Consider the following 25,771-nt stretch of genomic DNA (forward strand, 5'->3'; position numbering starts at 1 on the left):
GGCTCGCCTCCCCTGCCTGTTCGCTCCGTCTCGTATCCACCGCACTCTCCCGCGTAGCTCCCACCCGAGAGTACCCAGAATACGACGCGTGAACGCGCGCCATCCGTGCGTGAATCGTTATCCGCGCTTGATCAACCGGGTGATCCTGGTCGTGGCGGGTTTCAATTCCTCGACCTTGAGGGCCATGAGCACGCCGAACGACACGACGATCCCGACCGCCGTCTGCAGGAGAAGTTTCACCCAGGCATGGAAAGTAGGCCCGAACGAGTCAGGGACGATCCGCCCGGCGAGCCACGCCGCGCCGACCCCGAGCACACTCGCGACGACCGTGAACAGGATCACCCCGAGAACCCGCTTGCTCCGGAGGTTTCCGAGGGTCACCCACAGCCAAACCTGGCCGAGGATCGCGCCGACGACGAACGTGAGGCCGTTGACCATCATCACGCCGAGCACGATGTTGTCCGGCGACAGCAGGACGGGGCACAGGTACAGCAGCGGCACCTTCACCACGGTCATCACGATCATGATCAGCACCGGCGTCCGCGCGTCCTTCATCGAGTAGAAGACCCGCATCTGCAGCATGACCAGCGCGTACGGCAGCAGCGCGAACGCGGAGATGGCCAGCGCCTCGCCCATCCGTGACGCGTTCTCGACCGTGCCCTTGCCCAAGGTGAACAGCGCGATGCCGACCGAACCGCCGACGACGGTCATGACCGCGGAGATCGGCAGGAGGGTCACCGTCGAGAGGCGCGACGCGTAGGAGAGGTCGCCGATCAGCTTCTTGTGGTCGCCGTCGGCGGCCGCGCGGCTCATCCTCGGCATGATCGCGGTCAGCAGCGAGACACCGATGACGCCGTACGGCAGCTGGAAGAGCAGCCACGCGTTGCTGTAGGCGGTCACCCCGCCTTCCGAACCGCTGGTCAGCACCCGGGTGGTGATCGTGTAACCCACCTGGCTGACCGCGACGTAGCCGACGGTCCACAGGGCGAGCCCGCCGAACTCCTTCATGCGCTTGTCGATGCCCCAGCGCCATTTGAACTTGAACCCGGACCGCAGCAGCGGCGGGATCAGCAGCACCGACTGCGCCACGATGCCCGCGGTCACGCCGAGGCCGAGCGTCATCAGCTTCGGGTCGGTGATCGACACCGGGTCGGTCGAGATGTTCCCCGGCATGATCCAGACCACGAGGATCGTGAAGATGACGACCAGGTTGTTGATCACCGGCGCCCAGGCTGTCGGGCCGAAGACGTGCTTCGCGTTCAAGATCGCCGAGAGCAGCGCGAACACGCCGTAGAAGAAGATCTGCGGCAGCAGCAGGTACGCGAACGCGGTGACCAGTTCCGGATTCGCCTGGCCCTTGTCGTCGACGTAGAGCTTGGTGATCAGCGGCGCCGCGAGGACGGCGATGGCCGTCCCGACGACGAGCAGCGTGCCCGCCACCGTGACCAGCCGCTGCGTGTAGGCCTCGCCGCCGTCCTTGTCGTCCTGCGACCGCACGAGCAGCGGGACCACGAGACTGGAGAGCACACCGCCCATCAGCAGTTCGAAGATGATGTTCGGCATCGTGTTGGCGACGTTGAACGAGTCGTTCTCCACCTGGGCGCCGATGGCCGCCACCAGCAGCAGCTTCCACGCGAAGCCGGTGATGCGGCTGATCAGCGAGGCGATCGCCATCCGGCCGCTGGACTTCGCGATCGACGGCGCCTTCGCCGGGGCGGCGTCCTGCTCACCGGTCTCCCCCGGCCGCGGTTTGACCAGCGGCGCGTCCTTGATCGCCGGCATGACCTGCGTGGCGAGCTGGTCGTACGGGCGGAGGACGTCGGGGTCGGCGACCGGCCAGCGCGATCCCATCGGGACACCGGGGGTGCGCGGGATGAACCGCGTCGCGTCGGGTTCGTCGCGCCGCTCGACCTGCCACGGGCGGACCGGTGGCGGCTGACGGCGCCCTCGATGCGGCGGAGGCGGTGTCTGGTTGAGCGCCTGCGGCGCCGTCGGCGGACGGCGCTGGGGTGGATTCTGGGACGGCTGCGGCACCGGAGGCGGCGGAACCGGCTGACGGCGGGTCGGCGGAGGCGGCGTCGACTGCGACGGCGGTGTCGCGGGCGGAGGCACCTTCCGCGGCGGCTTCTTGGGCGGCGCCTGGTTCGGTGCCGGCGGATTCTGAGGTGGTTTCTGGGGCGGCCTCAGCCGCCGTGTCTCGTCGTCGGGTCGGCCGACGACCCGCGGACGGCGGCCGTCCACCGGCTGCTGAGGAGGCGGCGGCACGGACGGCGGCGGTCCGGTAGGCGGGGGCACCGCACGGCGCGGGCGCTCACCGCGTTCCGGCGGGAGCTGCGGTGGCGGCTGACGGCGTTCCCCGCGCTCGGGGCGTGCTGGCCGCTCCGGACGGCGTACCGGGCCATCGGTGCGGCGGGGCGTGGGCTCGGCGGAGTGGGATGGGTGCGGCGTACCTTCGCGCCGGGGACGGCCTGCACGCTCGGGCGGTACACCCGGCTCTCGTTCCAACGTGCGCCCAATCCTCGGTGCTCGACTACCTGATGCCCGGTGGCATCGTTCGACCCAGGGTAATCGGCAACGGCCCGAAACACTTAAACCTGTGCGTCCTCGGTCACACGTGGGGTGGTTTCATTCGTCCGATCGGCCCGCGCGTCCTTGATCCTGCGGTAGATCCGACGGGACGAGAGCAGCAGCAGCGCGCCCGCCGCGGTCAGCGTGATGATGATGGTGATCGCGCCGTACTCCGTCGAGGTCAGCTCGAAGCGCGCGTCGGAGCCGAGCTTGGTCCCGTCGGGCGTGGTCAAGGTGACGTCGACGCTGAACCGGCCCGCTCGCAGCGCCTCGACGGGGATCAGCTGATTGACGGCGCCGTAGGCCGGGACTGTCCGCTCCGGGACCGCTTCGGTCGGGCGCAGGCCTACGTTGTTCTTCAGCACGGTGCGGACGTTGACGCCGACCGGCAGGCCGTTGGTGATGTACGCCGGCAGCGGTGACGCGCCGGAGGCCAGCGCGATCGTCTGCTTCGGCCGCTCCACGGTGACCTGGCTGCGGATCGCCTCGAGATCCCCGCGGGCGTTGCCGGTGACGACCCCGGCGTCCGCGCCATCCCACGACAGCGACGCGGCCCGGATCAGGGCGAGCCGGACCGGGGCGATCACGTCGGCCGGGTTCACCCGTTTGGTGGCATCCATCGTCATCGCCGACGACAGGCCCAGCGTCTCGTTGTCGATCTGGGACATCTTCGCGGTGACGTCACCGCTGGTCGCGGCCGTGAGGTCCTGCGGGTCGTAGTTGACCGTCGCGGTCCCGGACGGGCTCTCGCCGAGCAGATCGGGCAGCGGCGTCGACTTGGCGAGACCGGCGGCGTAGAAGTCGCCCATCCGTTCCAGGAACGTGGTGAGTTCGGGGGTGGTCTGGGTCCACTGCCGCGGCGGTGCGATCAGCAGCCGGGAACGCTCCTGCCCCGCGGCCTGCCCGCCGAGGCCGGCCCGGAACGCGATGGCGCCGAGTCCGTTCTGAGTGGACACCGAACCGTCCAGCGCGGAGGCGATCAGCGCGTCGATCGGCTGCGCGCGCAGGTCCGTTCCCTCGATCGAGACCGCACCCGAAGGCGGTGAATCGGACTGGAGCTTGCCCGAGTCGGTCAGCACGGTTTTGACGCCGGCCTTGCCGAGCGCCTCGACGGTCTGCCCGTCGAGGGCACCGCCGGGCCAGAGCACGCCGTCCTGCGGCTGGATGCCGAGCAGGTTCTTGATCGTCGCCGCGCCGCCGATCGCACTGGCCAGCAGCGCGGTGTCGGTGGCGTCCCCGGCGCGGACCTTCGTCAACGCGGTGAGGTCGGCGTCGGCGAACGGCAGGGTGACCACGCAACGGCCGGCGACCAAGGCCTTCAGCTGGCCTAGCCAGTTCTTCGCGGTCTCGACGCCCTTGCCGGGAACGGGTCCGCCCCCGGTGGCCACCTGGTAGCCGCGGGTCATCGCGTCCACGGTCGCGACCAGATCGGGGTCGATGGCCAGGCACAACGACGACGAGACCTTCGTGTCGGCCTCGGCCGCGCGCGCGGCCGCGACCAGCGAGTCCAGCCGTCCGCCGGTGCCCAGCTCACCGGCCAGCCGCTCGTCGGACAGGGTCAGCGGACCACCGAGGGGAGACGAGACGACGTGCACGGTGCTGTTCGCGATCGGCCACAGCAGGCTGGTCGACGGCGCGGACGGCGGCCGCGCCGCGGGCGGTTTGCCGGGGACCCCGAGCACCGGCATCAGCAGGCTGACCGCCGCGAGCCGCTCCGGGCCACCGAAGTCCGGGGTGCCGTTGATGTTGACCAGCAGCGGATACACCCCGGACCGCGGGAACTGCAGCTTCGAGGACTGGCCCAGCGGGACGGCCAGGTTCAGCGCGGCGCTCTGCCCCGGCTCCAAGGCGTCCGGCGCGAGGTCGACGAAGTCCGTGGCCGAAAGGTCCTTGAACTTGCCGCCACCGAGCACGTCGCTGATCTGCTGCTCGGTCTGGAGCCGGGTGCCCAGCTGCAGCCGCACGCCGAGGTTGCTGATCCGCCGGTCGCCGATATTGGTGACGCGGCCGGTGATGGTGAGCGAGGTCGAGGTCGTGGTGACCACACGGGGGTTCAGCTGGTCGAGGTCCACGCGCAGCCGGGGCTGTTCCTGGGCCTGTGCGACCGCGCCGAACAACGCGGGCAGGGCCAGGAACAGGATCGACAGGACAGTGGCGGCAAGCCGCTTCACTCAGGTGCTCCCTCGGCGGTCTGTGCGTTGCTGCGCGAAGAGTTCTTTGGCCTTGCGGACCAGCTTGCGCTCGTCGGAGTAGGCGAGCTTGGTCTCCAGCTCGGCGAGCGGTACCCAGGCGACCTCGGTCACCTCGACATCCTCGTCCGAAAGTTCGCCGCCGGTGGATTCCAGGATGAAATGGTGCACCGTCTTGTGCACCCGCCGTCGCTCGGCCACGAACCAGTAGTCGATGGTGCCGAGCGGCTCGAGGACCTGTGCGGAGATGCCGGTCTCCTCCTTCACCTCTCGCACCGCGGTCTGTTCCACCGTCTCCCCGTCCTCGATGTGGCCCTTCGGCAGGGACCACAGCAGTCTGCCGTGCCGGTCGAGCCGCCCGATCAGCGCGGCGTTGGCCCGTTCGGCGTCGACGACGAGTCCACCGGCCGAGGTTTCGTCGACCGTGGTCAGCCGCCTGCCCCGCCTGCGCCTCCGCCGGCGGCCCGGCTTCGAAGCGCCGGAGCGACCGGCTGATCCAGACATGCTGCGATGCTAGAGCAAACGGCGGTACGGGTACGCTGGCTCTCCGTGCCCGTGTTGGGCGGGGTCGTAGTAAGTACATCCAAATCGTGGTGGGATTGTCGTGAACAAGGTGGTCGTCGCGGGGAAGAGCGCTGCGATGCGGAACGCCGTGGCGGAGCTGATGCGAATTTCCCCATTGGCGGACGAGCTCGCGAAGCTCTTCGCCAAGGCCGGTTACCGCCTGTACCTGGTCGGCGGGAGCGTCCGCGACATGATGCTCGACAGGCTGTCGAGCGACCTCGACTTCACCACCGACGCACGCCCGGACCAGGTGCTCAAGATCGTCGGCGCCTGGGGTGACGCGGTGTGGGACGTCGGCATCGCGTTCGGCACGGTCGGCGTGACCAAACAGGGCATGACCCTGGAGATCACGACGTTCCGCGCCGACAGCTACGACCGCGTCGGCCGGAACCCCGAGGTCACCTTCGGCGACAGCATCGAGGGCGACCTGCTCCGCCGCGACTTCACGGTCAACGCGATGGCGATCGACCTGGCGAACCAGACCTTCGTCGACCCGCACAACGGGCTCCAGGCGCTGCAGGACAGGGTGCTCGACACGCCCGCGACCCCGCAGGAGTCCTTCGCCGACGACCCACTGCGCATGCTGCGTGCCGCGCGTTTCTCCGCGCAGCTCGGGTTCACCGCGGCGCCGCGGGTCGTCGACGCGATGACGTCGATGGCCGAGGAGATCGACCGGATCACCGCCGAGCGTGTGCAGGCAGAGCTGTCGAAGCTGCTGCTCGCCGCCGACCCCCGGCCCGGGATCGAGTTGCTGGTCGACACCGGCCTCGCCGACCGCGTGGTGCCCGAGGTGTCCGGCATGCGGCTGGCGATCGACGAGCACCACCAGCACAAGGACGTCTACCAGCACTCCCTGACCGTGCTCGAACAGGCGATCGACCTGGAGAAATCGCACGAACCGACGTCGGAACCCGATCTCATCCTGCGGCTCGCGGCGCTCCTGCACGACATCGGCAAGCCGGCGACGCGCGAGTTCCAGCCCGGCGGCGGCGTGAGCTTCCACCACCACGAGGTCGTCGGCGCGAAGATGGCCCGCAAGCGTTTGCGTGCCCTGAAGTTCTCGAAGGAGATCGTCCAGGACGTCAGCCAGCTCGTGTTCCTGCACCTGCGGTTCCACGGGTACGGCAAGGGCGAATGGACGGATTCGGCGGTGCGCCGCTACGTCACCGACGCCGGTGACCTGCTGCCCCGGCTGCACAAACTGGTGCGCGCCGACTGCACCACGCGCAACCGGAAGAAGGCGGCGGCGCTGCAGGCGACCTACGACGACCTCGAGCGGCGGATCGAAGCGATCCAGGCGCAGGAGGACCTCGACCGGGTCCGGCCGGACCTCAACGGCGAAGAGATCATGCGGATCCTCGGCCTCAAGCCCGGGCCGGACGTCGGCAAGGCCTGGAAGTACCTGAAGGAACTGCGGCTCGACCGCGGTCCGCTGGCGCACGACGACGCCGTGGCCGAGTTGAGGAAATGGGCCGCCGAGAACGGCATCGGCTCCAGATGAACCCCGTTGGTCTCTGGATCCATCCGGCGTAACCGGAGATACTCCTGCCGGTGCTCCGGGCAGGGGGAGATTCCATGGCGAAGCGGCCGGCCGGTTTTCTGGTGACGTTGCTGCGTCGCGGCGCGCCCGCGCTGGCCACGGCGACGAGTGAGCTGTCCGACGAGGTCGGTGATCCGACGCCGATGCGGGCGCTCCGGCGGATCCAGCGGATGTCCGGCCCCGTCGACACGGCCTATCGCGACAATCTCCTGCTCAGAGCCGCCCGCTATGTCGCACTCGTGCCTCTGGTCTACCGGCTCTTCGCGGTATCCGGCGCGTTCGCGGTCTACGTCTCCGCGCACGGGATGACCGGGATCGGCCCGGTCGGGCTGGTGACGCTGGGGTCGGTCGCGCTGAGCGCCTACGGGATCCGGTGGATGCTGCGGTCGGCGCCGTTCCAGCCGCAGTACGCGGCGAGGCTGCTGGCCATCGATCTCGCGTTCACACTGCTCGCGCCGCTGGCCGTCGGCGCGCTCGTGCCGGGTTCGGTGTTCACCGAGGCGATGGCGGTGCCCGGCAAACATCTGCTCGGCGAGGTCGCGCTGCTGGCCTTGGCGCTGGGCATGCCCGCCGCCGCGGCACTGGCCGTCGTCAGCTTCCCGGTCCGGATGCTCGCGTCGCTGTTCAGCACCGGCCACGGCTCACCGTCCGACGCGCTGGCCACCTTCCCGTCGATCCTCGGTGTGCTCTTCACCGCGACCGGGGCGCTCGTCCTGATCGGGCTCGGCACCCGGCTCGCCCTCGCCTACGGCATCCGCAACGGCCGGATCGCCGAACGCGCCCGCCAGCACCGGATCCTGCACGACTCCGTGTTGCAGACGCTCGAAGTGATCGCGCTCGCCGACAAGGGTGATCCGGCCGAGCGGCTCGCCGAGGTCCAGCGGCTGGCGCGGGCACAGTCGATGGACCTGCGGCGGACGATCGAAAGCGAGGCTTCGGAGCGTTCGGAGGCGGGGTCGCGGCCGTTGGGCGAGAAGCTCGCGTCGCTGGCGGCGGAGATGGCGCGGGACGGTCTGCGCGCGCAGCTCGTGATCGCCGAACTCGACGACGACACCCTCTCGGAGGTCCGGCAGATCGCCATCCGCGACGCCGTCCGCGAATCGCTGCGCAACACGCTCAAGCACGCCGGGACGGACAAGGTCGTCGTGCGGGTCGAGGAACAGGAAGGCGGGGTCGCGGTGATCACCCGTGACCACGGCGCCGGGTTCAGCCTCGACTCGCGGCCCGCCGGTTTCGGGATCAGCGAGTCCATCACCGCCCGGCTGCGCGAGGTCGGTGGGACGGCCAGGGTGGAGTCGGCTCCGGGCAATGGCACCAGAGTCACCCTGTGGGTGCCGTTCTGACGGTAAACAGGAGAACATGACGAAAACGGATGTCCTGGCCGAAGCGCTCACCGCGTATCGCGACGGTGACCGGGCCACGGCAGCGGACCTCGCCGGGCGTGCCGGATCCACGCTCGGCAACGAACTGCGGCGGTACCTGAGCGAAGGCGGTGGCGGCCCGGTCTACGACCAGCCCGCCGCGTTCGCCGCCTTCATCCGCGGAGGCGGGAACGTCCAGCTCTATCGCAAGCTCAGCACGAGGCTCGCCACGCGATACGACGGCGTCGGTTCCCTGCTGGACCTCGGCTGCGGCGACGGGCTCGCCGTCGTCCCCGCACTCGAACAGGCCAACCGGCAGCCGGGCCGGATCGATCTGGTCGAGCCGTCGCGCGCGCTGCTCGCGGAAACGCGTGAACAGCTCGGCGGCACCCATGGGCTGCACACCTGGGACGCCACCGCACAGGAATTCCTCGCCCGCGACGACGACCGGAAGTGGCAGCTGACGCAGTCGACCTTCGCGCTCCAGTCGATCCCGACCGGCGAGCGCACCGAGGTCCTGCGGGCGCTCCGGCCTCGCACTGGCTGCCTGGTGCTCGCCGAGTTCGACGTGCCCGAGTACGACGAAGACTCCGACGAATACCTGTTTTCCCTGGTCACCCGCTACGAACGCGGGATCTCGGAGTACGGCAAGAAGGCGTCGCTGGTGGCGCAGGGGTTCCTGCTGCCGATCCTGCTGGGGCTGGTCAAACCCGGGGCCGACCGGACGAACTGGGAGCAGCCCGCCACCGATTGGGCCTCGCAGCTCAAGGAAGCGGGCTTCACCGGCATCCGGATCGAACCGCTGGCCGACTACTGGTGGTCTCCCGCCGTGCTCATCACCGCGTCCTGAGCGCGCGCGCCAAGACCGCATTTAGTCCTCTGAATGCGGTCTTTGCGCACCGCAAGTACCGCGTTCAGAGGACGAAATGCGGGGCTACTGGACGCGGCTGAGGGCGCCGGTTTCGAGATGCTGGGCGATCGGCCGGGGCAGGACGTAGGCCACGGCCCCGCCTGGCGTCCCGTTCCACGGCGCGGTGATCCCGGTGACCACGCGCAGCGGACGCTGGACGCGGTACAGGCGCCGATCCCGCTCGCGGTCCCCGGCCAGCGACGTCTCGACGAACCGCGCAGACTCGGCGTGCACGAGGTTGCCGGTCTCGTTCCCGAACCGCTGCACGGTGGCGCCCGCGGGCAGCACGATGATCCGCTTGCGGCGGAAGAAGTTCAGCGGCGGCTCGCCCCGCAGCGGCAGGATCGGCCAGTCGCCCGGGTTGTCGGCCTCCTCGCCTACGCCGACCGACGCCCGTGCCGGATACAGCAGCAGGGTGCCGAGGAAGAACCGCGACGCCTCTTCGAGCTTGGCGAACGCCACCGGCTCGTCCGTCGGCGGACGCGACACCTCCCAGCCGTTCTCGGCGCGGCGCAGTGTCCAGATTCCCGGCTCAGGCACCGCGTTCGCGCCGATCCGGTAGGCCGTCGGCGCCACCCCGTGCTCGGCGAGCCGCTGGTGCAGCACGTCCAGGATTTCACCGGCCCGGATGTCGCGGACCGGCTCACCGTCGCGCTCGACGCGGGTGCGGACGCTCTCGTCCGGCAGATCCGCGTCGGTCTGCGGCGGCCGCGGTTTGCCGACGATCTCCGCTTCGGCGGTCGCTCGCACCAGCTCGCCGACCAGCGGCGGCCGGAACCCGGCGGCCCGGATGTGCTCGACCAGCTCCGGCTCCGGGGGCACCCCGTACTTCCGGAGGTAGTGCGGGACGGCTGCGGGCCAGATCCAGACGCCGTCGGTGTGGAAGGCGTTCGGCACGTCCGGCGGGATGTTCGGGGTGAAGATGTCGGGCTGCGGACCCGGCAGGGTCAGCGCCACCGGTGAGCGGAAGAGGTAGTCGAGCACGCCGCGCAGCTGGTCCGGCGGTACCGGCGGCCGGTTGACGACCGGGCGTTCGCCCTCGTTGTGCGCGTCGACGACCTTCGCGTGCCGGAACACGATGTCCAGCGGCAGACCCGCCTTGGCCGACAGCCAGGCCGGGACGTGCTTCTTGCCGCGAGGGAAGATCGCGAGCTCGGCCGCGTACGCGCGCGGAGACGGCTTCCCGCCCTCGTTCGGCGGGATTCGCCAGGTCGGTTCCTGTTCGGAGTCGAAGTCGAAGTCGAAATGCGATTCCGAGTCGAGCGTGAAGGTGCCCTGGAACCAGGTGCCGGTCTCGGCGTCGTGCATCGCCGCGCGCAGCCGGGCGAACAGCGTGCCGAGCCGCGGCGGAGCCGGGATCGACACCGACACCGGACCGTTGCCCTCGTCGCCGACCGAGCGGACTTCGAGTTCGGCGTAGTCGCCTACCTGCCGGAACTGGGCGCCGACCCGTTGCCAGCCCGGCGGCAGCACGCCGAGCAGCGTCCGGCCGATGGCGCGCAGCAGCGCGGGCTGGTCACCGGTGCCGTTCACCGGCCGGGCGTCCGGCGCCTCGACGAAGTCGTGCCTGGTCTGCCACAACGCCGTCAGCCGCGACGGCGCGGCCGTGGTCGAGAAGTCCGTCAGTCCCAGTTCGGCCGCGCGGGCCGCGTCCTCGCCGGCCCAGCGCAAGGTCAGCTCGCCGCCGCCGGTGTGCGGCGCGATCTGGAAGTGCTCGTCGTCGAACCGGCCGTAGGTCTGCAGGCTGAAGGTCGCACCGACCTCACCGTTCAGCACCACCCGGGCGGCACGTCCGTCCCACTCGCGGTCGAACCCTTCGGGCGCCGCTTCCCCCGGCGGCGCGATGAGCAGCAGCGTGCCGTCTTCGGTCGACCGCTGGGCCGCGAAAACGGTGTCCCCCCATACGGCGTACAGGCCATCCGGCCGATCCGCCGCTTGAACCCGGTAACGCACGTGTCGTCCCCTCCCCAAGTTCCCCAAACCGGAGGTAAATCTAGTAGGCCGGGTAGCGGGCGTACCACCGGTCGTCACCCGGGGCGTTTCCGCCGAACTCCGCGAGCGCGTCGTCCGCCAGCTGTCCGATCACCTGGCTCAGTTCCAGCTCCACGAGCCAGTCCGTCTCGAGTTCTTCCTCGCCGTACATCGCGCCGACGAGATTCCCGCAGACCGAGCCCGTCGAGTCGCTGTCGCCGCTGTGGTTCACCGACGCGAGCAGCGCGGAGTTCGGGTCCGTGGTGGTCAGCGCGACGTAAACCGACATGGAGAGCGCGGTTTCGCCGACGTTCCCCTGCCCGAGTGTCTCGAGCTTCTCCGGCGTCGGGGCCCCGTGCTCGGCCAGGGCGAGTGCTTGGTCCAGCGCGACGCTTTGCTCCTCGTGCCCCTGGTATTTCTCCAGTTCGACACGGGCGGTCGCGACGGCGTCGAGCAGGGGCCGGCCACGCAGCAGTTCGTGCACGATCACCGCGAACGCACCCGACGAGAGATACCCGCTCGGGTGACCGTGGGTCAGGGCCGCGCTCTCGGCGCCGAGCCGGAAGACCTCGGCGAGGTCGTCCGACCACAGCGCGACCGGTGCCGCGCGCATGACCCCGCCGCAGCCCTTCGAGTTGTTCACCGGCTTGTCCATGCCGGCGCGTACGCCGGTCTTGCCGTACGCCTCCAGCTCGCTGAAGCAGGTGAGGCCGGGCGCGCGACGGCTGAACAGCTCGCGGTTCGTGATCAGCCAGCCGTCCGGTTCGACGCTCGTGTTCTCCGGCCCGCGCGCCCGCTCCCACGAGACACCCTGGGTGTGCAGCCAGCGCTGATACGCCAGCTGGAGGGACTGCTCGACGGCGATGGCTGCGGTAGCAAAGGTCCCCTGCTGCCTCCGGCCGGTAGTAGCGGTAGTAAAGGTCCCTTGCTCCCGGCGCACCCCCGCATGGGCCCTGATCAGGCCTTCCAGGGTGAACAGCGTCATCTGGGTGTCGTCGGTGATCCGCCCGAGCCCGCCGTACGCGGGGATGAGGCCGGTGATCCCGGCGGGCCCGGCGATCTCCCGGATGCGGTCGATCGAATCGAACTCGGTCTTCGCGCCGAGCGCGTCGCCGAGCGCTCCGGCGAACAGGCTACCTCGCAGCCGCGACCTGGTCGCCGGATCTTGAAGCCACTCGCGCATGTCTTTACTGATCTCCTCGCGGGTACCGTTTCGCGTCCCAGCGGCGCCGCTCCTCGGGCTCACGGGGCAGGCCGAAACGGTTGAAGTAGTAGTAGGCGTCGCCCGCCATGTTGTCGACGACACCGAGGTCGACGAACGCGGCGAGCCAGGTCTCTGGAAGCCCGGGCACGGTGAGCCTGGCACCCACCATCGCCCCGGTCAGCGCCCCGGTCACCGCGCCGCCGCGCGCGGCCAGCGTCAGTGCCGCTTCGGGATCGTGTCCCCGTTTCGCGGCGGCGAACAACGCTTTGCCCAGCACCGAAAGGGGCGTCCGGCCGTCACCGATGCTGTCGAACTGCTCGACGTCATCACCGTCGACGTCGTTCCTGAGGTCGAGCACGGTTTTGACGAGGTCGCCGACCTCGCCGCTGTACTCGTCGAAGCCTTCGAGGAAGTTCGCCACCGCCGGTTCGCCGTTACGGGCCGCGAGCTGGGCGCGGAACACGTTCACCAGCAGTTCGGCACCGTGGACTACCTCGTGTCCGGCCGCGGAACCGACCAGCTCACGGACCACCTTCATCGCGTAGAAGGCATCGTCGGCCGGGCCTTCGACACCACCGGTCACCGTCGCGGCCAACGCCGTCACCAGCATGGCCGAGAATTCCGCGGGTGCCGGGCCCGCGCCTTCGGTGGCCTTGGCGACCCAGCCGTCGGGACGTCCGCCCGCGGGCAGCGACGCCGGGATCTCGGCCTTGTCGGGCGTCGCGTCCAGTCCGCGGATCACCGACTCGGTGTGGAACAGCAACTGCCGGGTGAGCCCGCCGAGCGGCAGGCCCTCGGCCGGATCCGCGCCCGAGCCGAGCGCGTCCCCGAGCGCGAAGCCCACGTACGCGCCGACAAGCCGCGGGTACGCGAAGCTGCCGACGGGGATCGTCGGGTTGTAGAACTTCCCGAACGTCCAGGCACTCGGACGCGGTTCACCGTTGTCGTAGTAGTGCGTCACCAGCCCGTTGGCGAACAGATCTTCGGGCAGTTCCGGCAGCGGACGGCCGTCGTACTTCGCCCGGCTCCGCTTGAACGCCAGCGTCACGCCTCGGACGTAACGGACGAGTTCGTCGGTGCTCAGCGGGTAGCCGTTGTCCCTGGCCTGGTCGACGAGACTCCGCAGGTTCGAGGTGGCCGCGCCGAGATCCTGGCCGTACTCCTTGTGAAGGGCTTTGAACGCCTCCGCGTAGTCCTCGTCGAAGTAAGCGGGACGCCCGACGGACTCGGGCCGCTCGGTTCCCGCCGGAAGTTCGAGGTCGGCGACCTGCCGCAGGGTTTCCGGGTAGACGTTGAAGGTCTCCGGCCGTCCCGGGTTGACCAGCAGGCCGACCCCGGGGGTGTCCTTGGCCCGGCGCAGGAGCACGCGAGGCTGGACTCGCTGCCACATCGTGTACTCGGCCGGGATCTGCGCTTCGGAGGTGTAGACGACGAAGCGCGCACCGGCGTCACCGAAGTCGCGGACCTGCAGGTGGCCGTCCTTCGCCGGGGCCAGCACGTCGAGATCGAGCATCCAGTGGACGAACTCCTCCGGCGTGATCCACTCGACGCGGAGGTAGCCGAGGAGCGTCTCGACGGCACTTTCCGGCTTCGGACGTCCGGCGAACCGCGGCCCCGGCCGGTGCTCCGGATTCGCGCGGACCGCGCCGGTCGGCTCACCGAACAGCGTGTGCTGCTCCCAGCGCACGATCGCCGCCTTCGGGACGGGCAGACCGGGGGCCACCGAGGGATCGAACTCGGGATCGACGACCTCGACCCAGCGCGTGAACGCGTCGGCGTCGCCGCCGCCCGCCGCCGAAACCGCCATCAGCTCCAGATCGAGCCGGATCTCACCGCCGTCGTCCGGGACGAAGGCGACCGGGCTCGGGAACAGGCCCTTGCCGGGATCGGTCCCGTCGAGCCAGCCGACGGTGTTGTAGGTGACGTTCCAGCCGTCGGTCGCGCGCACGACGTAGTCGCGGCGGACCCGCAACGCGCCGGTCCCCTCCGCGCCTTGGCCCGCCAGCCACTCTTCGACGCGGCTGACGGCTTCCTCTTCGTTCATCGTCCCCATTTCAGATTCACCACCGGCCGGATTCACCAGCGCGGATACCGCTGGGCCCAGCCGTCGACCTCGTGCAGCGCGGAGTGGCGGTCGAAATGCCAGAACGCGTCCGTGGCGATGTTCTCCACCAGGTAGCGCAGTTCCAGCTGTTCGACCCACTTCTGCGGCAGGCCGGGAATGCCGGTGCGGGCGCCGAGCAGCGCGCCGGCGATCGCACCGGTGACCGCGCTGCGGCCCGAGTGGTTGACCGCCCGCAGCAGCGCCTGCTCCGGGTAGTTCTCGAAACCGGACAGCGCGGCGAACGCGCGGCCCAGCACCGAAAGCGTGCCCTTGCCGTCGCCGATCAGTTCCGGGACACGCAGATCGGGCAGGCCGTGCTTGCCGAAGAACGGCACCGATTCCGCGACCATCGTCTTGAGATCCGTCCACACCGGTCCGCGCTGGTGCGGGTTCTGCTCGTTGAAGATCTCGCGGGAGGTGTTCCAGACCGGGTAGCTGAACGCCTCCGAGGTCAGCGCGGGTTCGAACAGCCAGGTCAGGAAGGTCGCCGCCTCGACGTCGATCTCCCCCGGGTGGGTGACCGAAACGAGGTCGCGCACCGCCTGGCGGACGCCGCCGCTCATCGCCGTGCCGGGACCCGCCGCGGTCATCGCCGCCGGCAGCGCCGCGACCAGTGCTTCCGGCCCGCTCAGCGGCATCGCCGTCGGCGAGATGGTGGCCAGCGCGTGGTAGGCGTTCAGTTCGGCGTCGTCGGGGGTGCGGCGGACGCGCAGTTCCGGCACCTTCACCAGCCAGCCGTCGGCGTTGTCGAGCGGCGCGCCCTGGGTGTGCAGCCAGCGCATCAGCGAGTTGCGCGCGACCGTCCCGAGCGCCCGTTCGGCGTCGCGGTTCTCCGGCTGCTCGCGATGCGGGCTGCGGATCACGGCCTCGGTGTAGAACAGCAGCCGCTGGGTGAGCGGTCCGATCCGGCCGGGCAGGTCGAACGCGACCGGCAGATCGGTGACCCCGTCCGGGCCGTAGGTACTGTGGATCTCGCTGAGGCGCATCCGGTCGACCGCGGCTCCGAGTGCCTCGCCGAGCGCGAAGCCCACGTACGCACCCGTCACGCGCTGCCAGCCATAACGAGAACTGGAGCGGTCTCGCTCGAAGTATTTGCCGAAGGTGTCCAGGCGCGGCTGGAGCTGGCCTTCGTTGTCGTATCCCGGCGCCAGACCGTTCGCCCGCAGGTCGTTCGGGCGGCTGCGCGGCGGTTCGGGCAGCTTGAGCCGCGCCATCCACGACTGGCCGATGACGGTCTTCTGGCATTCCTCGGCGGTCAGTTCGAACCCGCGACGGCGAGCCCGTTCGGCCGCGGCCAGCGGCGGTTTCACCGGTTCGGGCAGGCCCATCTTCGCGGCGGTCTCGGCCGCCAGGGCCTCCAGCTCCGGAGCCGCTTCCGGGCAGCGTTCGTTGACGTCGACGTGGGCGTCCCGGCGCGGGAACTTCGCCGCGATCTCGGCGAGTTCGGCGCCGCTGACGTCCTCGAACGTCGCGGGCCCGCCGTTGATCACGAGGTTCGGCGGGCTCTCGTAACCGGCCAGCGTGGCGATGTCGACCTTCCAGTACCCGTGCTCACGGGACGGGAGGTTCCTGGTCGAGCTGAACACCCGCAGCTCGGCGCGGTCTTCGTTGAAATAGAACCGCTCCGTCTTGCCCGACGCCAGGTCCACCGGGACAAAGACTTCGCAGCGCAACAGCCCGATGAGCAGCTGTTCCCTGGTCAGCCAGCCGACGCTGGCGAACGACAGCAGCGTTTCGAGCCGGTTCTCCGGTTTCGGGTAGCCACGGCGGATCGGCCCGGCCTTGTACTCGGGATTCTCACGCTCCTGCCCGGTTTGCACGCCGTCCGCGTTGACCTGGACCCAGCCCGCGACGACCGCGGGCGGGACCCCGAGGTCACCGAGTCCGGCCTTGGCGTATTCGGGGTCGACGACCTCGCGCCACGCCTCCTGGCCGGGGAACGCGACCGGGACGCTGAGCCCGCCCGGCTGCGGATGCGCCTGGCGCAGTTCGCCGTCCGGTTCGCGGACGATCACCGACGGCGGCGGGAAGATCTCCTTCTCGGCATGCCCATCGTCGAGGTAGGCGATCGTGTTGTAGGGGACTGACCAGCCCTCGGGGATGCGCAGGACCTTTTCGTGGTGCACGCGCAGGCCGGCGCCGCCAGGTGCGGACACGTCCGGACCGTGGACCGCGCGCAGCCACTCTTCGACCTTGGCTACCGCTTCCGCCGATTCCACCTACTCGATCCTCTCCAGGCTACCGTCGGACACATGCTCGGCGATGGTCTTCGGGAGCACGTAGGCCACCGCCCCACCGGGCATGTTCGCCCACGGGACGGTGACACCGGTGATCACGTGGAGCGGGCGGCGAAGCCGGTAGGTCCCACCGACACGTTCCCGCTCCAGCGGCAGGGACGTCGTGGCGAACCGTACCCCTCCGTGGTGCACCAGATTGCCGGTTTCCTCGCCGAACCGCACTACGACCGTACCGGCGACCATCCGGCTGACGCGCTTGTTGCGGAGCAGTGTGAGGGGCGGCTCACCCGGTGCCGCCTGCACCGGCCAGTCGGCCAGTTCCTTGGCGGTCTCAAGCGGGGTTTCATGGCCGGCGGTCATCCGCGCCGGATGGAGCAGGACGGCGCCGAGGAGCTGGTGAGCCGCGTCTTCGAGGTTGTCGAAGTATTTCGGTGAGGCGGGGGTGCCACCCGAGTAGGCGGCGACCTCCCACCCCTTTTCGGTGAAGTTGAGGCACCAAGCACCGTCCGCGCGGTCGCCGATGCGGTACGCCTCCGGCCACACGGCGTGCTCGCCCAGCCTGCTGACCAGTACGACCAGGAGCTCTTCGTCGGTCAAGGCCGGGTTCGGCGACGTCTCCAGCTCCGCGGCGATGTCGCCTTCGGTCTTCTTGACGTCGGAGCGGCCCGGTTTCGGCCGCGGTTTGCCCAGCAGATCCGCTTCGGCGGTCCGCCGGACGAGGTGCTCGACGTACGGCGGCTGGAAGCGCTGGCCGCGGATGTGCTCGACCAGGTCCGGCTCCGGCGGGATCCCGTACTTCCGCAGGTAATGCGGCACGGACGCGTGCCAGATCCAGGTGCCGTCGGTGTGGTAGCTCTCCGGGACGTCTCCGTCGGCTTCGGGCTCGAAGATGTCCTTGCCGAGGCCACTCCCGGAGAGGATCGCCGGTTCACGTTCGAGATACTGCGCGATCAGCGGCGCTTCGGACTCGTCCAGCTCCGGTCTGTCGACGACCGGCGGCTTGCCCTCGGTGTAGGCGTCGACGATCCGGGCGTGCCGGAATGCGACCCGCAACGGCAACTGCGCGCGCAGCCGCCACCAGTCCGGGATGTGCTCGTCGTCGCGCGGGAAGGCGGCCAGCTCGTCCGGGTACGCCGAAGTCGGCGGCGCCTTGGTCCACGCCGGTTCGTCATCGAGGGTGAAGTCGAAATCGAAGGTTCCGTCGGGCTTGAGCGTGAACCGCGACTGGAGCCAGGTCCCCCGTCCCGTGCCGTACATCCCCGTGCGCAGCTTGCCGAAGAGTTCATTCAGCTCGGCCGCGGGCACGACGTTGTGGCCCTCGAGTTCGGTGTGCTCCCCGGCTTGCCGGAAATCGGCGACGGCGAGGTGCGCCGGGTCGGCGACGCCCGCCCGGATGAGCTTGCCGATCCCGACCAGCAGCTCGCGTTGTTGTTCGGCGGTGAGTTGTTCCACGTGAATCATCGCGCCCGGTTCGGGAAACGTGGTTCCGCCCGGAACGACGGTGGCTCCCCGGCGGCGCGGCGGGCGAGCTCGTCCTCCCACATCGTGAAGGTGCGCTTGCGCAGCGACTGGATCAGCGCCGATTCCTGCGGTTCCACGCGGCGATTTTCGCGCTTGGCCTGGGCGTACAGGCCGTCGATGGTCTCGTAGAGCGCGAAGATCGGTCCGCCGCCCTTGAGTTCGTACGCACGGGCGCGCTCGGTCTCCTGGACGAACTTCTCTTCGGACACCTTGCTGATGTCCGAACTCGCCATCGCCCACAGGACCTCACGCACATGCTCCGGCTTTTCGTCGAACTCGCCGGTGCTCAGGTTGAGGAGGAAACCGGTCAGGCCCCCGTCGGGGGTCGACTCGACGCGGTAGGTCTTCCCGAAGTACGTGTAGAACGACGGCGTCTGGATCACGTGTTCTCCTCAGCAGGCAGGCCCTTGCGGAGACCGGCCATGAACTTCTCCCGGACCCGGTCCATCAAGGCGGCTTCCAGCAGGGCCTGTTCCGGCGACAACCTCTTCTTGTTGTCCTCGTCCAGTGTCCGGTTGTACGTCGGGAAGTCGCGGCGGACCTCGTACAAGGCGTGCTCGTAGGCCGACACGGTGTCGATGTGCTTCAGGTGCAGCCGCAGTTCGGCGACGTGCCCGTTCGGCAGCCGGACGTTCATCTGCAGATCGCGGTATCCACTGTCCTGCGGATTCGCGAACCGGTCGTCGAAGCTGACGATCCGGAGATCCGGGTCGTCCATCACCGCGTTCAGCGCGTTGTAGACGTCGGCCAGCGTGTCGAACTGGATCTTCACACCCACCAGGTCGGTCAGTTTCGACGCGTCTCCGTCGTAGCCCGCGATCTTCGCCTTCGCGCGGTCGTCGTCCTTCGGACCGGGCCTGCCCGACGCGTCGCCGTTGTTCTCCGCGGCGATCCGTTCGGCGATCCGGTTGAGCTCGCCCTGGTTCTGCGGCCATGCCGCCCGTTCGGCGTCCAGGAACTCCTGGATCTTCCCGGCGTCGCCCTTGTCCGCGCGATCGAAGCCGGCGTGGTACTGATCGCCGGGCTCCACGTCGGCGGCGATGTCCGCCGCCGCGTCCGCGATTTCCCGCTGCTCCCGGGTCAGCGGCGTATCACCGGGACCGTCCTGGTGGACGTCGTCGATCAGCTGGAAGCCGTGTTCCTCGACGTCGCGCAAGGCGTCTTCGAGGATCGGGATGGCTTCCGGGTGGAGCAGCAGGCTGCCGATGGTCATCGGGTTGTTCAGCAGTGAAGCCCGCAGGTACGCGTTGTCCGGGTGCTCCAGCAGCCGGACGAGTTCCGGATGCGACGGCAGCTGTTCGCGGATGAAGTCCCGCATCGGGCCGACGTCGTGCTTGACCCCGTTTTCGTCCTCGTGAACGGCCCGCTTCTTGTCCGGGTCGAGTCCGTCCACCGCGGCCGCGACCTCGGGATCGTGCGCCATGCCGTAGCCCGCGTCGTGCGGCGGCGTCACGATCGGACGGCCGTCCGGCCCGATGCGCGACGGTTGCACGTCCGGCGTGTCTTCCCTGGCGTAGGCGATCCGCGGGTCGACAGACCTGGTCGAAGCGGTCTCGGTCCGGGTGGGGTGCCCGTCGGTGTGGTGTGCGGCCGGGGTTTCCGGGACGCCGACGTGCATCAGCTTCATGCTCAGCGGCGGATGCGGCAGGTTCATCAGCGCGCCCGACTGCGGGTCGATGAACGCGACGCCGTCCCGGGTGTTCGCCACCATGGCGATGTGTCCGCGCTCGACACCGTTCTCGTCGAGGTACTTCACCGCGACGACGGCGTGGTGGTCGGTCGGCATGTCCCGCATCTCGCGGATGACGGCGTCGTAGCCGTCACGGTCGGAGAACTGGCCACCGAACCGTTCCTCGACGTGCTCCAGCGTGCCCCGGCTGTCCATCTCGTGCATGAGCAGCGGGCCGGCCGTCGAATCGACGCCGTGCAGCTGGTCCCAGTACGCGCCCGGCGTCCGGGTGCAGTTGGACCGGAAGCCGTTGGCCAATGCGTCGGGGTCGTGGAAATGCGGGTTGACCTCGCCGAGCCGCGGGTGCCGGTCGGCGAGGTAGGCGGCCTGGTGCGCGGGGCTCGCCGAACCGGCGTGGATCGCGGGTTCGCTCGGCGGGTTGGTCGCGACCGCCATCGACGAGTAGTCCCGCTCGGGGACCGGCAACTCCATCGTGTCGTCGGTGGCGGAGTGGTCCTGAGCGGGTTGTTCGCCGTACTCCGGGCCCTTGTCGGCGTCCGCGACCCCGTGGTCCGCCGGGTTCTCGGTGGTGATGTGCGGCGTCTGCGGCTCGTCGAGACCGCCGAGGCGCGACATCGACCGTTCCTGCGCGAGGCGCGCGAGTTCGGGCGCTTCAGCGGCGTGCCGGGCCCGCCGCGCCTCCATCGCCTGCTCGCCGGTCTCGCCGGTGAGGTAGCGCGGGTCCGGAGGAACGACCTCTTCGGCGTGGATGACCCACTTCGGCCGGTCGACCAGCGGCGGAGTCTTGAACTCCTTGCTGTGCACGTAGAGCTGTGTCTTCGGCTTGTTGATCGCTTCGTTCTCGCCCGGGTTCTCGGCGAGCGAAGAGACGTCCTTGCCGGTCTTGGAGACGATGTGGATCTCGACGTCTTCGCCGAATTTCGACTTCGTGTCCGCCGACGTTTTGATGGTGGAGCTGGTCATCGTCGGTTCGGGGACGGTCTGGCCGACCTCGTAATGCGCGGCGATGATCCCGGCGGCGCGCATGTCGCCCTTGGTGTCGATGCCGCGGATGGCCTCGCCGCGGAAGTCCGGCAGCTCGTTCAGCGCGCCGACGATCGCCCGGGTGCTGCGCTGCGCGTTCTCGAAGTCGGGATGCGACTCGCCACGGCGGTTCGCCTCGTTGATCGCGTAGGCGTGTTCACGCGAGTAGGAGTAGATCGCTTCCGCGGCCTCGGGTGAGACGCGGTCCTTCAGCGGACTGGCTTCGAGCCGCTTGAGTGCCTTTTCGCGGGCCTGCTCGGCGAGATCGGTGCTGTCGTAGCGATCCCGGAGGCTCTTGTGGTCCTCCGGCGAGCCCCGGAACGCCGGGTCGTCGAGGTAGCTCTCGTCGATCCGCGCGGGCGTCTCTTCGGTGCCCTTGAGCCGATCGGCGATGTCGGAATCGGTCTTCGGCGCCTGCTGGTCGTCGGGCCGGTCCGCCGGCGGCGGCTCGTCGTCACCGCGCAGCCGCTCGGTAGGCGACTTCGCGGTCTCGGGCTCGGGTGACTGCGTCGGCGCTTCCGGCGTGTGAGCGTGCGGAGCGTCGCCGCCGCCCATCGGCATCGCCTTGATCGACGTCGGATTGTCGGGCAGCGTCGCGAGCCGCCCGGTCATCGGATCGGCGAAGACCACGCCGTGCGGGGTGTTCACCGCGGCGACGATCCTGGTCTCGACCCGGTCCTTGGACCGCGGGGAGCCTTCCGGGGCGTTCGGGTCGCCGGGGGCGTGGTGCTCGAACGCCACCGCCGTCCGCGCGCCGACCGGGCGTTCACCGAGGTCACGGACGATGTCGGCGAAACCGCGCTGATCGGACCACTGTCCACCGAGCCGGTCGCTGACGTGCTGCAGCGGCGAGCCACCGGTCGACGGCCCGGCGACGGCGTCGCCACCGTTCATCCGGTCCTCGAACGCGACCAGCGCCTCGGCCGAGTTGGTCTGGTAGCCGTCCTTCCACGATTCGGGCGCGTAGTAGTTGCGGGTGTTGACCTCGCCGACCGCCGGAAGCTCGTCCATGAGCAGGCGGACCTGCTGGTGCGGGGTGTCGGTGGAACCGGCGTGGATGGCGGGCGGCCCGCCGTCGTCGAGGGGCTTCGCCAGCTCCGACCATCCGCCGTCGGGAACGTGCTCCCTCGGCTTGGGGACCTCCCTGGCGGGGGCTTCGGAAGCGTCGACCCAGCCGCCCTTGCCGTCGGCGATCTTGGTTTCCAGTCCCGCGAAACCCTGCTTGTCGAACAGTTCAGGGTGATCGCGGCGCAGCTGCGCATCGCGGTCGGCCTCTTCCTTGGCCAGCCGCTCCTGCTCGGCGTTGTTGTACTCGCGCCGCTCCGCGACCTTCTCCTGGACCTGCTCCGGCGTCAGGTGGCCGTCTTCACCGGGGACGACCTCTTCGCATTCGACGATCCACTTCGGAAGGTCGTTGACCGTGCCGTCGTCCAGCCGTGCCTGGTATTCGGGGTGCTCGGGGTGCCCGGGGCCCTTTTTGATTTCGGTGACGCGCAGCTGCGTCGCCGACTTCATCAGGACTTCGCGCTCTTCCTTCTTGGAGGCGAGGTCCTCGATGTGGCGTCCGGTCTTCGACTGGATACGCATCTCGACTTCACCGGGGAAGGTGCTGTGCGGATGCTGGTCGGTGACCCGCGAAGTGCTCAGCATCTGCGGGTCGACGATGACCTTGCCCTCGGCGTGCGCGGCCAGGAAGCCCTGAATGGCGCTCTCGTTGCCGTGGAAGTTCACCCGCCGCGAGACGACGCCCTCGTAGACGGGCATCTCGTTGAGGCCGGAGGTGATCGCCTCGATATGCGGGCGGAGCGCGTCCAGCTCAGGCCCACCGTGGCGCTGGGCGTGAGTGATCCTCTCGGCCATGTCGGTACGCGTATAGCTATGCACCGCGTACGCGCCCTGCTCCGACATCTGCTTGACGCGCGGGTCTTCGTGCGCGTTGCGCTTGTCGAGGGCTTCGCGGCGGACCTGTTCACTCCGCGCTTCCCCGGTCTCGGCGTCGAAACCACGCTTGTCGATCTGCGTTTCGGCGAGCGCTCGATAGGCCGCGGGGTCGTCCGTGCGGAAGTCCGGGTCCGTCAGGTACGGCTCGTCGATCGGGGAACCGCTTCGGTCGGCGGTCTTGTCCTCGGGCGTGACGTCGGTGGGCGCCTCGGTCTCGGTGGGGGCGTCCGTGTCCCTGTCCTTGGGCGGCTCGGCGCCGTCCTCGAGGTTGCCGCGATACGCGGGTGCTTCCTCGTGTCGGGGCGCGCGCTCCGGTGGTGCGGCCTGTTCGGGGGCGCGCTCCACCGGCCGCACGGGTCCGGCCTGCTGCTGCGGCTGCTGCGGGCGTTGCTGTTGCTGCGTGCGGTCCTGCGGGCCCGCGTTCCCGTCGTGGCCCGGGCGCGGTGCCGGGACCTGCGGCGGACGTTGCGGCTGCTGGCCACCGAAACGCGGCGGTTCGCCGCCCGGCGGCAGCGGACGCTGGCCGGGGTGCGGTCCAGGCTGCGGACCGGAGTGTTGGCCAGGCTGCTGTCCGGGATGGTGTCCGGGCGGAGGCGGCGGCACGGGGCCACGGTTGCCCGGGAACGGGCCGTTGCCCGGTCGCGGCGGAGGCGGCGGGTAGCCGGCGGGGCCGCGGTTGTGGCCGGGGTGCTGCCCCGGCGGAGGCGTGTGCGGACGCGGCGGGACACCGCCGTTCGGTCCGGGACCGGGCCCCGGCCTGCCCTGATAACCCTGCGGCGGCTGGTGCGGCCGAGGCGGCTGCTGGCCGTGGGGACCCTGCGGGCCCGGAGGCGGCGGGGGTTGCTGAGGACGCTGTTGCGGCCGTTCCTGCGGTCCGCGGTCCTGACGCTGCTGCGGATGTCCGCCAGGGTGCGGAGGCGGCGGCTGCGGTCCGGTGGGCCGCGGACCCATCGGACCCTGCTGTCCGCGAGAGGGCATGGGGCCATGGCCACCGCCGGGCGGAGGCGGCGGCGGAGGGGCGAAACCGCCGGGCGGCGGCTGCGTCGGCGGCTGGCCTTGGAACGGCGTCTGGCCGGGCGGCTGGTCGAAGCGCGGCTGCTGCGGGCCGCCCGCGCCGGTGAACCCGGCGGCCTGGACGCCGTCCTGCGGCCGGTTCGGCCGGGCCGGATCGTGGCCACCCGGCGGGAAACCACCGGGGGCGGGGCCGTTGCCCGGCGGAGTGCCGCCGGGCGCCATGCCGTATCCGCCGGTCGAGCCGGGCGTGCCCGAACCCGAGTTCGACGCCATGCCGTACCCGCCGGAAGACGAGCCTCCGGAGCTGACCGGTGCCGACGAAGCCGGACCCGCGGACGAAGCAGGCGCCCCCGACGAAGCAGGTGCCCCCGACGAAGCAGGCGCTCCCGCCGAAGAGTGCGCTCCGGCCGATGCGGGCGCCCCTGACGAAGCCGGTGAGCCGGTCGAAGCCGGGCTACCGGTCGAGGCGGGTGTGCCGGACGAAGCGCTCGAAGGCGTCCCGCCGGACTGCGCGGAACTCGCGGCCGGGCTCGAAGCCGGTCCCTGAGCCGAACTCGCCGCCGGGGTCTGCGCCGGTCCTTGCGCGGCCGCGGGTGCCTGCTGGTTGCCCGGCGCGGCCTGCTGCTGTCCGGAACCGGCGCCGTTGTCGGCCGCCGCCGGAGCATGCTGGGTCTGCGCGGGTGAACCGGTGTTCGCCCGGGCGTCCGCGGGTCGGTCCGGCGCCTGCGTCGAAGACTGGCTGACCCGGTCACCGTCCCCGGCGCGCTGCGAAGTCTGCTGAGGCGAGTCGGACGTACTCCGCGACGAGCTGTCGCCATCAGAGGACGAATTGCGCTCCGGGGAATCGCCATCAGAGGACGAATTGCGGCTCGACGAAGTGTCCGGAGTACGCGAAGGCGTCCCGGAATCCCCCGAGTCGACATCCGGCGTCGTCGGCCCGTCGCCCGCCGTCGCGGCGCCGGGCGTGTTCGCGGTACGGATGTCGCCGATCTGGCTCTTCGCCCCGTCGACACCGCCGCCGACGGCGCCGCCGGACGCACCCATCAGGAGGTCCTTGGCCGAAAGCTTGTCCAGGTCACCGGTGACGGCGGCCTGTCCGACGGTGCTGGCGACGCCCTCGGCCGCGCCCCGCACGGCACCCCGCGCGGCACTGTCGACGATCTGGCCGCCGACGCTGTCCGAAAGTCCCTTGGTGGCGCCCTTGCCGATGCTGCTGCTGCCCGCGCCGACGACACCGTCGACCGCGCCGCTGATCGCGGAGTCCTTGGTCTTGCTGAGATCCCAGCTGTCGCGGTCGCCCTTGGCCATCTGCAGGCCCTGGATGCCCGCGTCCATGGCGAGGTTCATCGCCGTGTTCTGCAGGACCTCTTTGCCGATCTTCTTCAGGCCCTCTTTGAGAAGTTTCTCGAGGAGTTCCTTCGCGACCTTTTTGAAGCCTTCCTGCGCGAGCTTCTGCATCAGCTGCCGGAAGATCATCTGGACGGTCATGCGGGTGGCGATCTGCGCGGGCGCGATCCCGGCCGTCGAACCACCGAAGGTCACCGCCGCGGCCGCGAGCATCGCGACGATCTGCGCGGCCAGGATCACCAGCGAGATGATGATCATGTACTTCGTGTACTCGACGTCCAGCGCGGTCGCGTTGCACGAGTCGCCGAGCGCCTTCGAAGAATCGGCCAGCGACTTGAAGTAGGCCTCGTCGCCTTCGATGAACTTCTTCCACGCCTCGGCGAACTTCTCCGCGCCCTCGCCGGTCCAGCCGCCGAGGACCTCGGTGGCGCCCTTGGTCGCGGTGTCGGCGATCGGCTGGACGGCCTTCGACGCGTTGTGCCAGGCGTCGCGCAGTTCGCGGAGCTTGTCTTCGTCGCCTTCGGGCCAGCTTTCCCCGACGACGATCGGCAAGAGCCACTTGACCGCGTCGGGCATCTCCATACCCA

General features: G+C 69.9%; 14 protein-coding genes. 3 read left to right on the top strand and 11 right to left on the bottom strand.

Features of this window, described 5'->3' with window-relative positions; all coding sequences use genetic code 11:
- Positions 1-117: 117 nt before the first annotated feature.
- The 4 genes from murJ to ACZ54P_RS01815 form a co-directional block, all read right to left on the bottom strand.
- A complete protein-coding gene (murJ, locus tag ACZ54P_RS01800) occupies positions 118-2,241 on the bottom strand; it encodes a murein biosynthesis integral membrane protein MurJ (RefSeq protein ID WP_465460209.1) in 2,124 nt (707 codons plus the stop codon).
- Entirely contained in the window at positions 2,184-2,489 is a 306-nt protein-coding gene (locus ACZ54P_RS01805) for a hypothetical protein (RefSeq protein WP_465459661.1), read from the bottom strand. The genes murJ and ACZ54P_RS01805 overlap by 58 nt, the downstream gene beginning before the upstream one ends.
- A gap of 99 nt (positions 2,490-2,588) precedes the next feature.
- Entirely contained in the window at positions 2,589-4,739 is a 2,151-nt protein-coding gene (locus tag ACZ54P_RS01810) for a DUF6049 family protein (protein WP_465459662.1), read from the bottom strand.
- Positions 4,740-5,261 carry an NUDIX hydrolase gene (locus tag ACZ54P_RS01815; RefSeq protein ID WP_465459663.1) on the bottom strand — a complete coding sequence of 174 codons (522 nt, stop codon included), beginning with the start codon at positions 5,259-5,261 and terminating at the stop codon, positions 4,740-4,742.
- Positions 5,262-5,397: 136 nt separating this feature from the next.
- Between ACZ54P_RS01815 and ACZ54P_RS01820 the strand changes: the two genes are divergently transcribed.
- From ACZ54P_RS01820 to ACZ54P_RS01830, 3 genes are all read left to right on the top strand, one after another.
- On the top strand, positions 5,398-6,822 hold the full coding sequence (locus tag ACZ54P_RS01820) for a CCA tRNA nucleotidyltransferase (protein WP_465460210.1): 1,425 nt from the start codon (positions 5,398-5,400) through the stop codon (positions 6,820-6,822).
- Positions 6,823-6,896: 74 nt separating this feature from the next.
- Complete coding sequence (locus ACZ54P_RS01825) at positions 6,897-8,204, top strand: sensor histidine kinase (RefSeq protein WP_465459664.1); 1,308 nt, start codon at positions 6,897-6,899, stop codon at positions 8,202-8,204.
- A gap of 16 nt (positions 8,205-8,220) precedes the next feature.
- Complete coding sequence (locus tag ACZ54P_RS01830) at positions 8,221-9,072, top strand: class I SAM-dependent methyltransferase (RefSeq protein ID WP_465459665.1); 852 nt, start codon at positions 8,221-8,223, stop codon at positions 9,070-9,072.
- An 84-nt stretch (positions 9,073-9,156) separates the two neighbouring features.
- Here the strand turns inward: ACZ54P_RS01830 and ACZ54P_RS01835 are convergent, their stop codons facing one another.
- Genes ACZ54P_RS01835 through ACZ54P_RS01865 form a run of 7 tightly spaced genes read right to left on the bottom strand, consistent with a single transcriptional unit; the run spans position 9,157 to position 25,766 of the window.
- Entirely contained in the window at positions 9,157-11,085 is a 1,929-nt protein-coding gene (locus ACZ54P_RS01835; protein WP_465459666.1) for a TNT domain-containing protein, read from the bottom strand.
- 40 nt (positions 11,086-11,125) lie between these two features.
- Positions 11,126-12,286, bottom strand: coding sequence for an ADP-ribosylglycohydrolase family protein (locus ACZ54P_RS01840; RefSeq protein WP_465459667.1), 1,161 nt, complete (start codon positions 12,284-12,286; stop codon positions 11,126-11,128).
- Between the two features lie 4 nt (positions 12,287-12,290).
- Positions 12,291-14,351: a YrhB domain-containing protein gene (locus ACZ54P_RS01845; RefSeq protein WP_465459668.1), complete on the bottom strand. Its 2,061-nt coding sequence runs from the start codon at positions 14,349-14,351 to the stop codon at positions 12,291-12,293.
- Positions 14,352-14,383: 32 nt separating this feature from the next.
- Positions 14,384-16,630, bottom strand: coding sequence for an ADP-ribosylglycohydrolase family protein (locus ACZ54P_RS01850; RefSeq protein ID WP_465459669.1), 2,247 nt, complete (start codon positions 16,628-16,630; stop codon positions 14,384-14,386).
- Entirely contained in the window at positions 16,631-18,100 is a 1,470-nt protein-coding gene (locus ACZ54P_RS01855; protein WP_465459670.1) for a TNT domain-containing protein, read from the bottom strand.
- A gap of 5 nt (positions 18,101-18,105) precedes the next feature.
- Entirely contained in the window at positions 18,106-18,552 is a 447-nt protein-coding gene (locus ACZ54P_RS01860; RefSeq protein WP_465459671.1) for a hypothetical protein, read from the bottom strand.
- Positions 18,549-25,766 (bottom strand): WXG100-like domain-containing protein, encoded by a 7,218-nt coding sequence (locus ACZ54P_RS01865; protein WP_465460211.1) that lies wholly within the window; start codon positions 25,764-25,766, stop codon positions 18,549-18,551. The genes ACZ54P_RS01860 and ACZ54P_RS01865 overlap by 4 nt, the downstream gene beginning before the upstream one ends.
- Positions 25,767-25,771: the final 5 nt, after the last annotated feature.

Source organism: Amycolatopsis sp. NPDC034160, from assembly GCF_055575355.1.

Bases quoted from the DNA above. Each gene is read 5' to 3' on its own strand.
- ACZ54P_RS01815 (WP_465459663.1), bottom strand. From the start codon at position 5,261: ATGTCTGGATCAGCCGGTCGCTCCGGCGCTTCGAAGCCGGGCCGCCGG.
- ACZ54P_RS01820 (WP_465460210.1), top strand. From the start codon at position 5,398: ATGCGGAACGCCGTGGCGGAGCTGATGCGAATTTCCCCATTGGCGGAC.
- ACZ54P_RS01825 (WP_465459664.1), top strand. From the start codon at position 6,897: ATGGCGAAGCGGCCGGCCGGTTTTCTGGTGACGTTGCTGCGTCGCGGC.
- ACZ54P_RS01830 (WP_465459665.1), top strand. From the start codon at position 8,221: ATGACGAAAACGGATGTCCTGGCCGAAGCGCTCACCGCGTATCGCGAC.
- ACZ54P_RS01840 (WP_465459667.1), bottom strand. From the start codon at position 12,286: ATGCGCGAGTGGCTTCAAGATCCGGCGACCAGGTCGCGGCTGCGAGGT.
- ACZ54P_RS01845 (WP_465459668.1), bottom strand. From the start codon at position 14,351: ATGAACGAAGAGGAAGCCGTCAGCCGCGTCGAAGAGTGGCTGGCGGGC.
- ACZ54P_RS01865 (WP_465460211.1), bottom strand. From the start codon at position 25,766: ATGGAGATGCCCGACGCGGTCAAGTGGCTCTTGCCGATCGTCGTCGGG.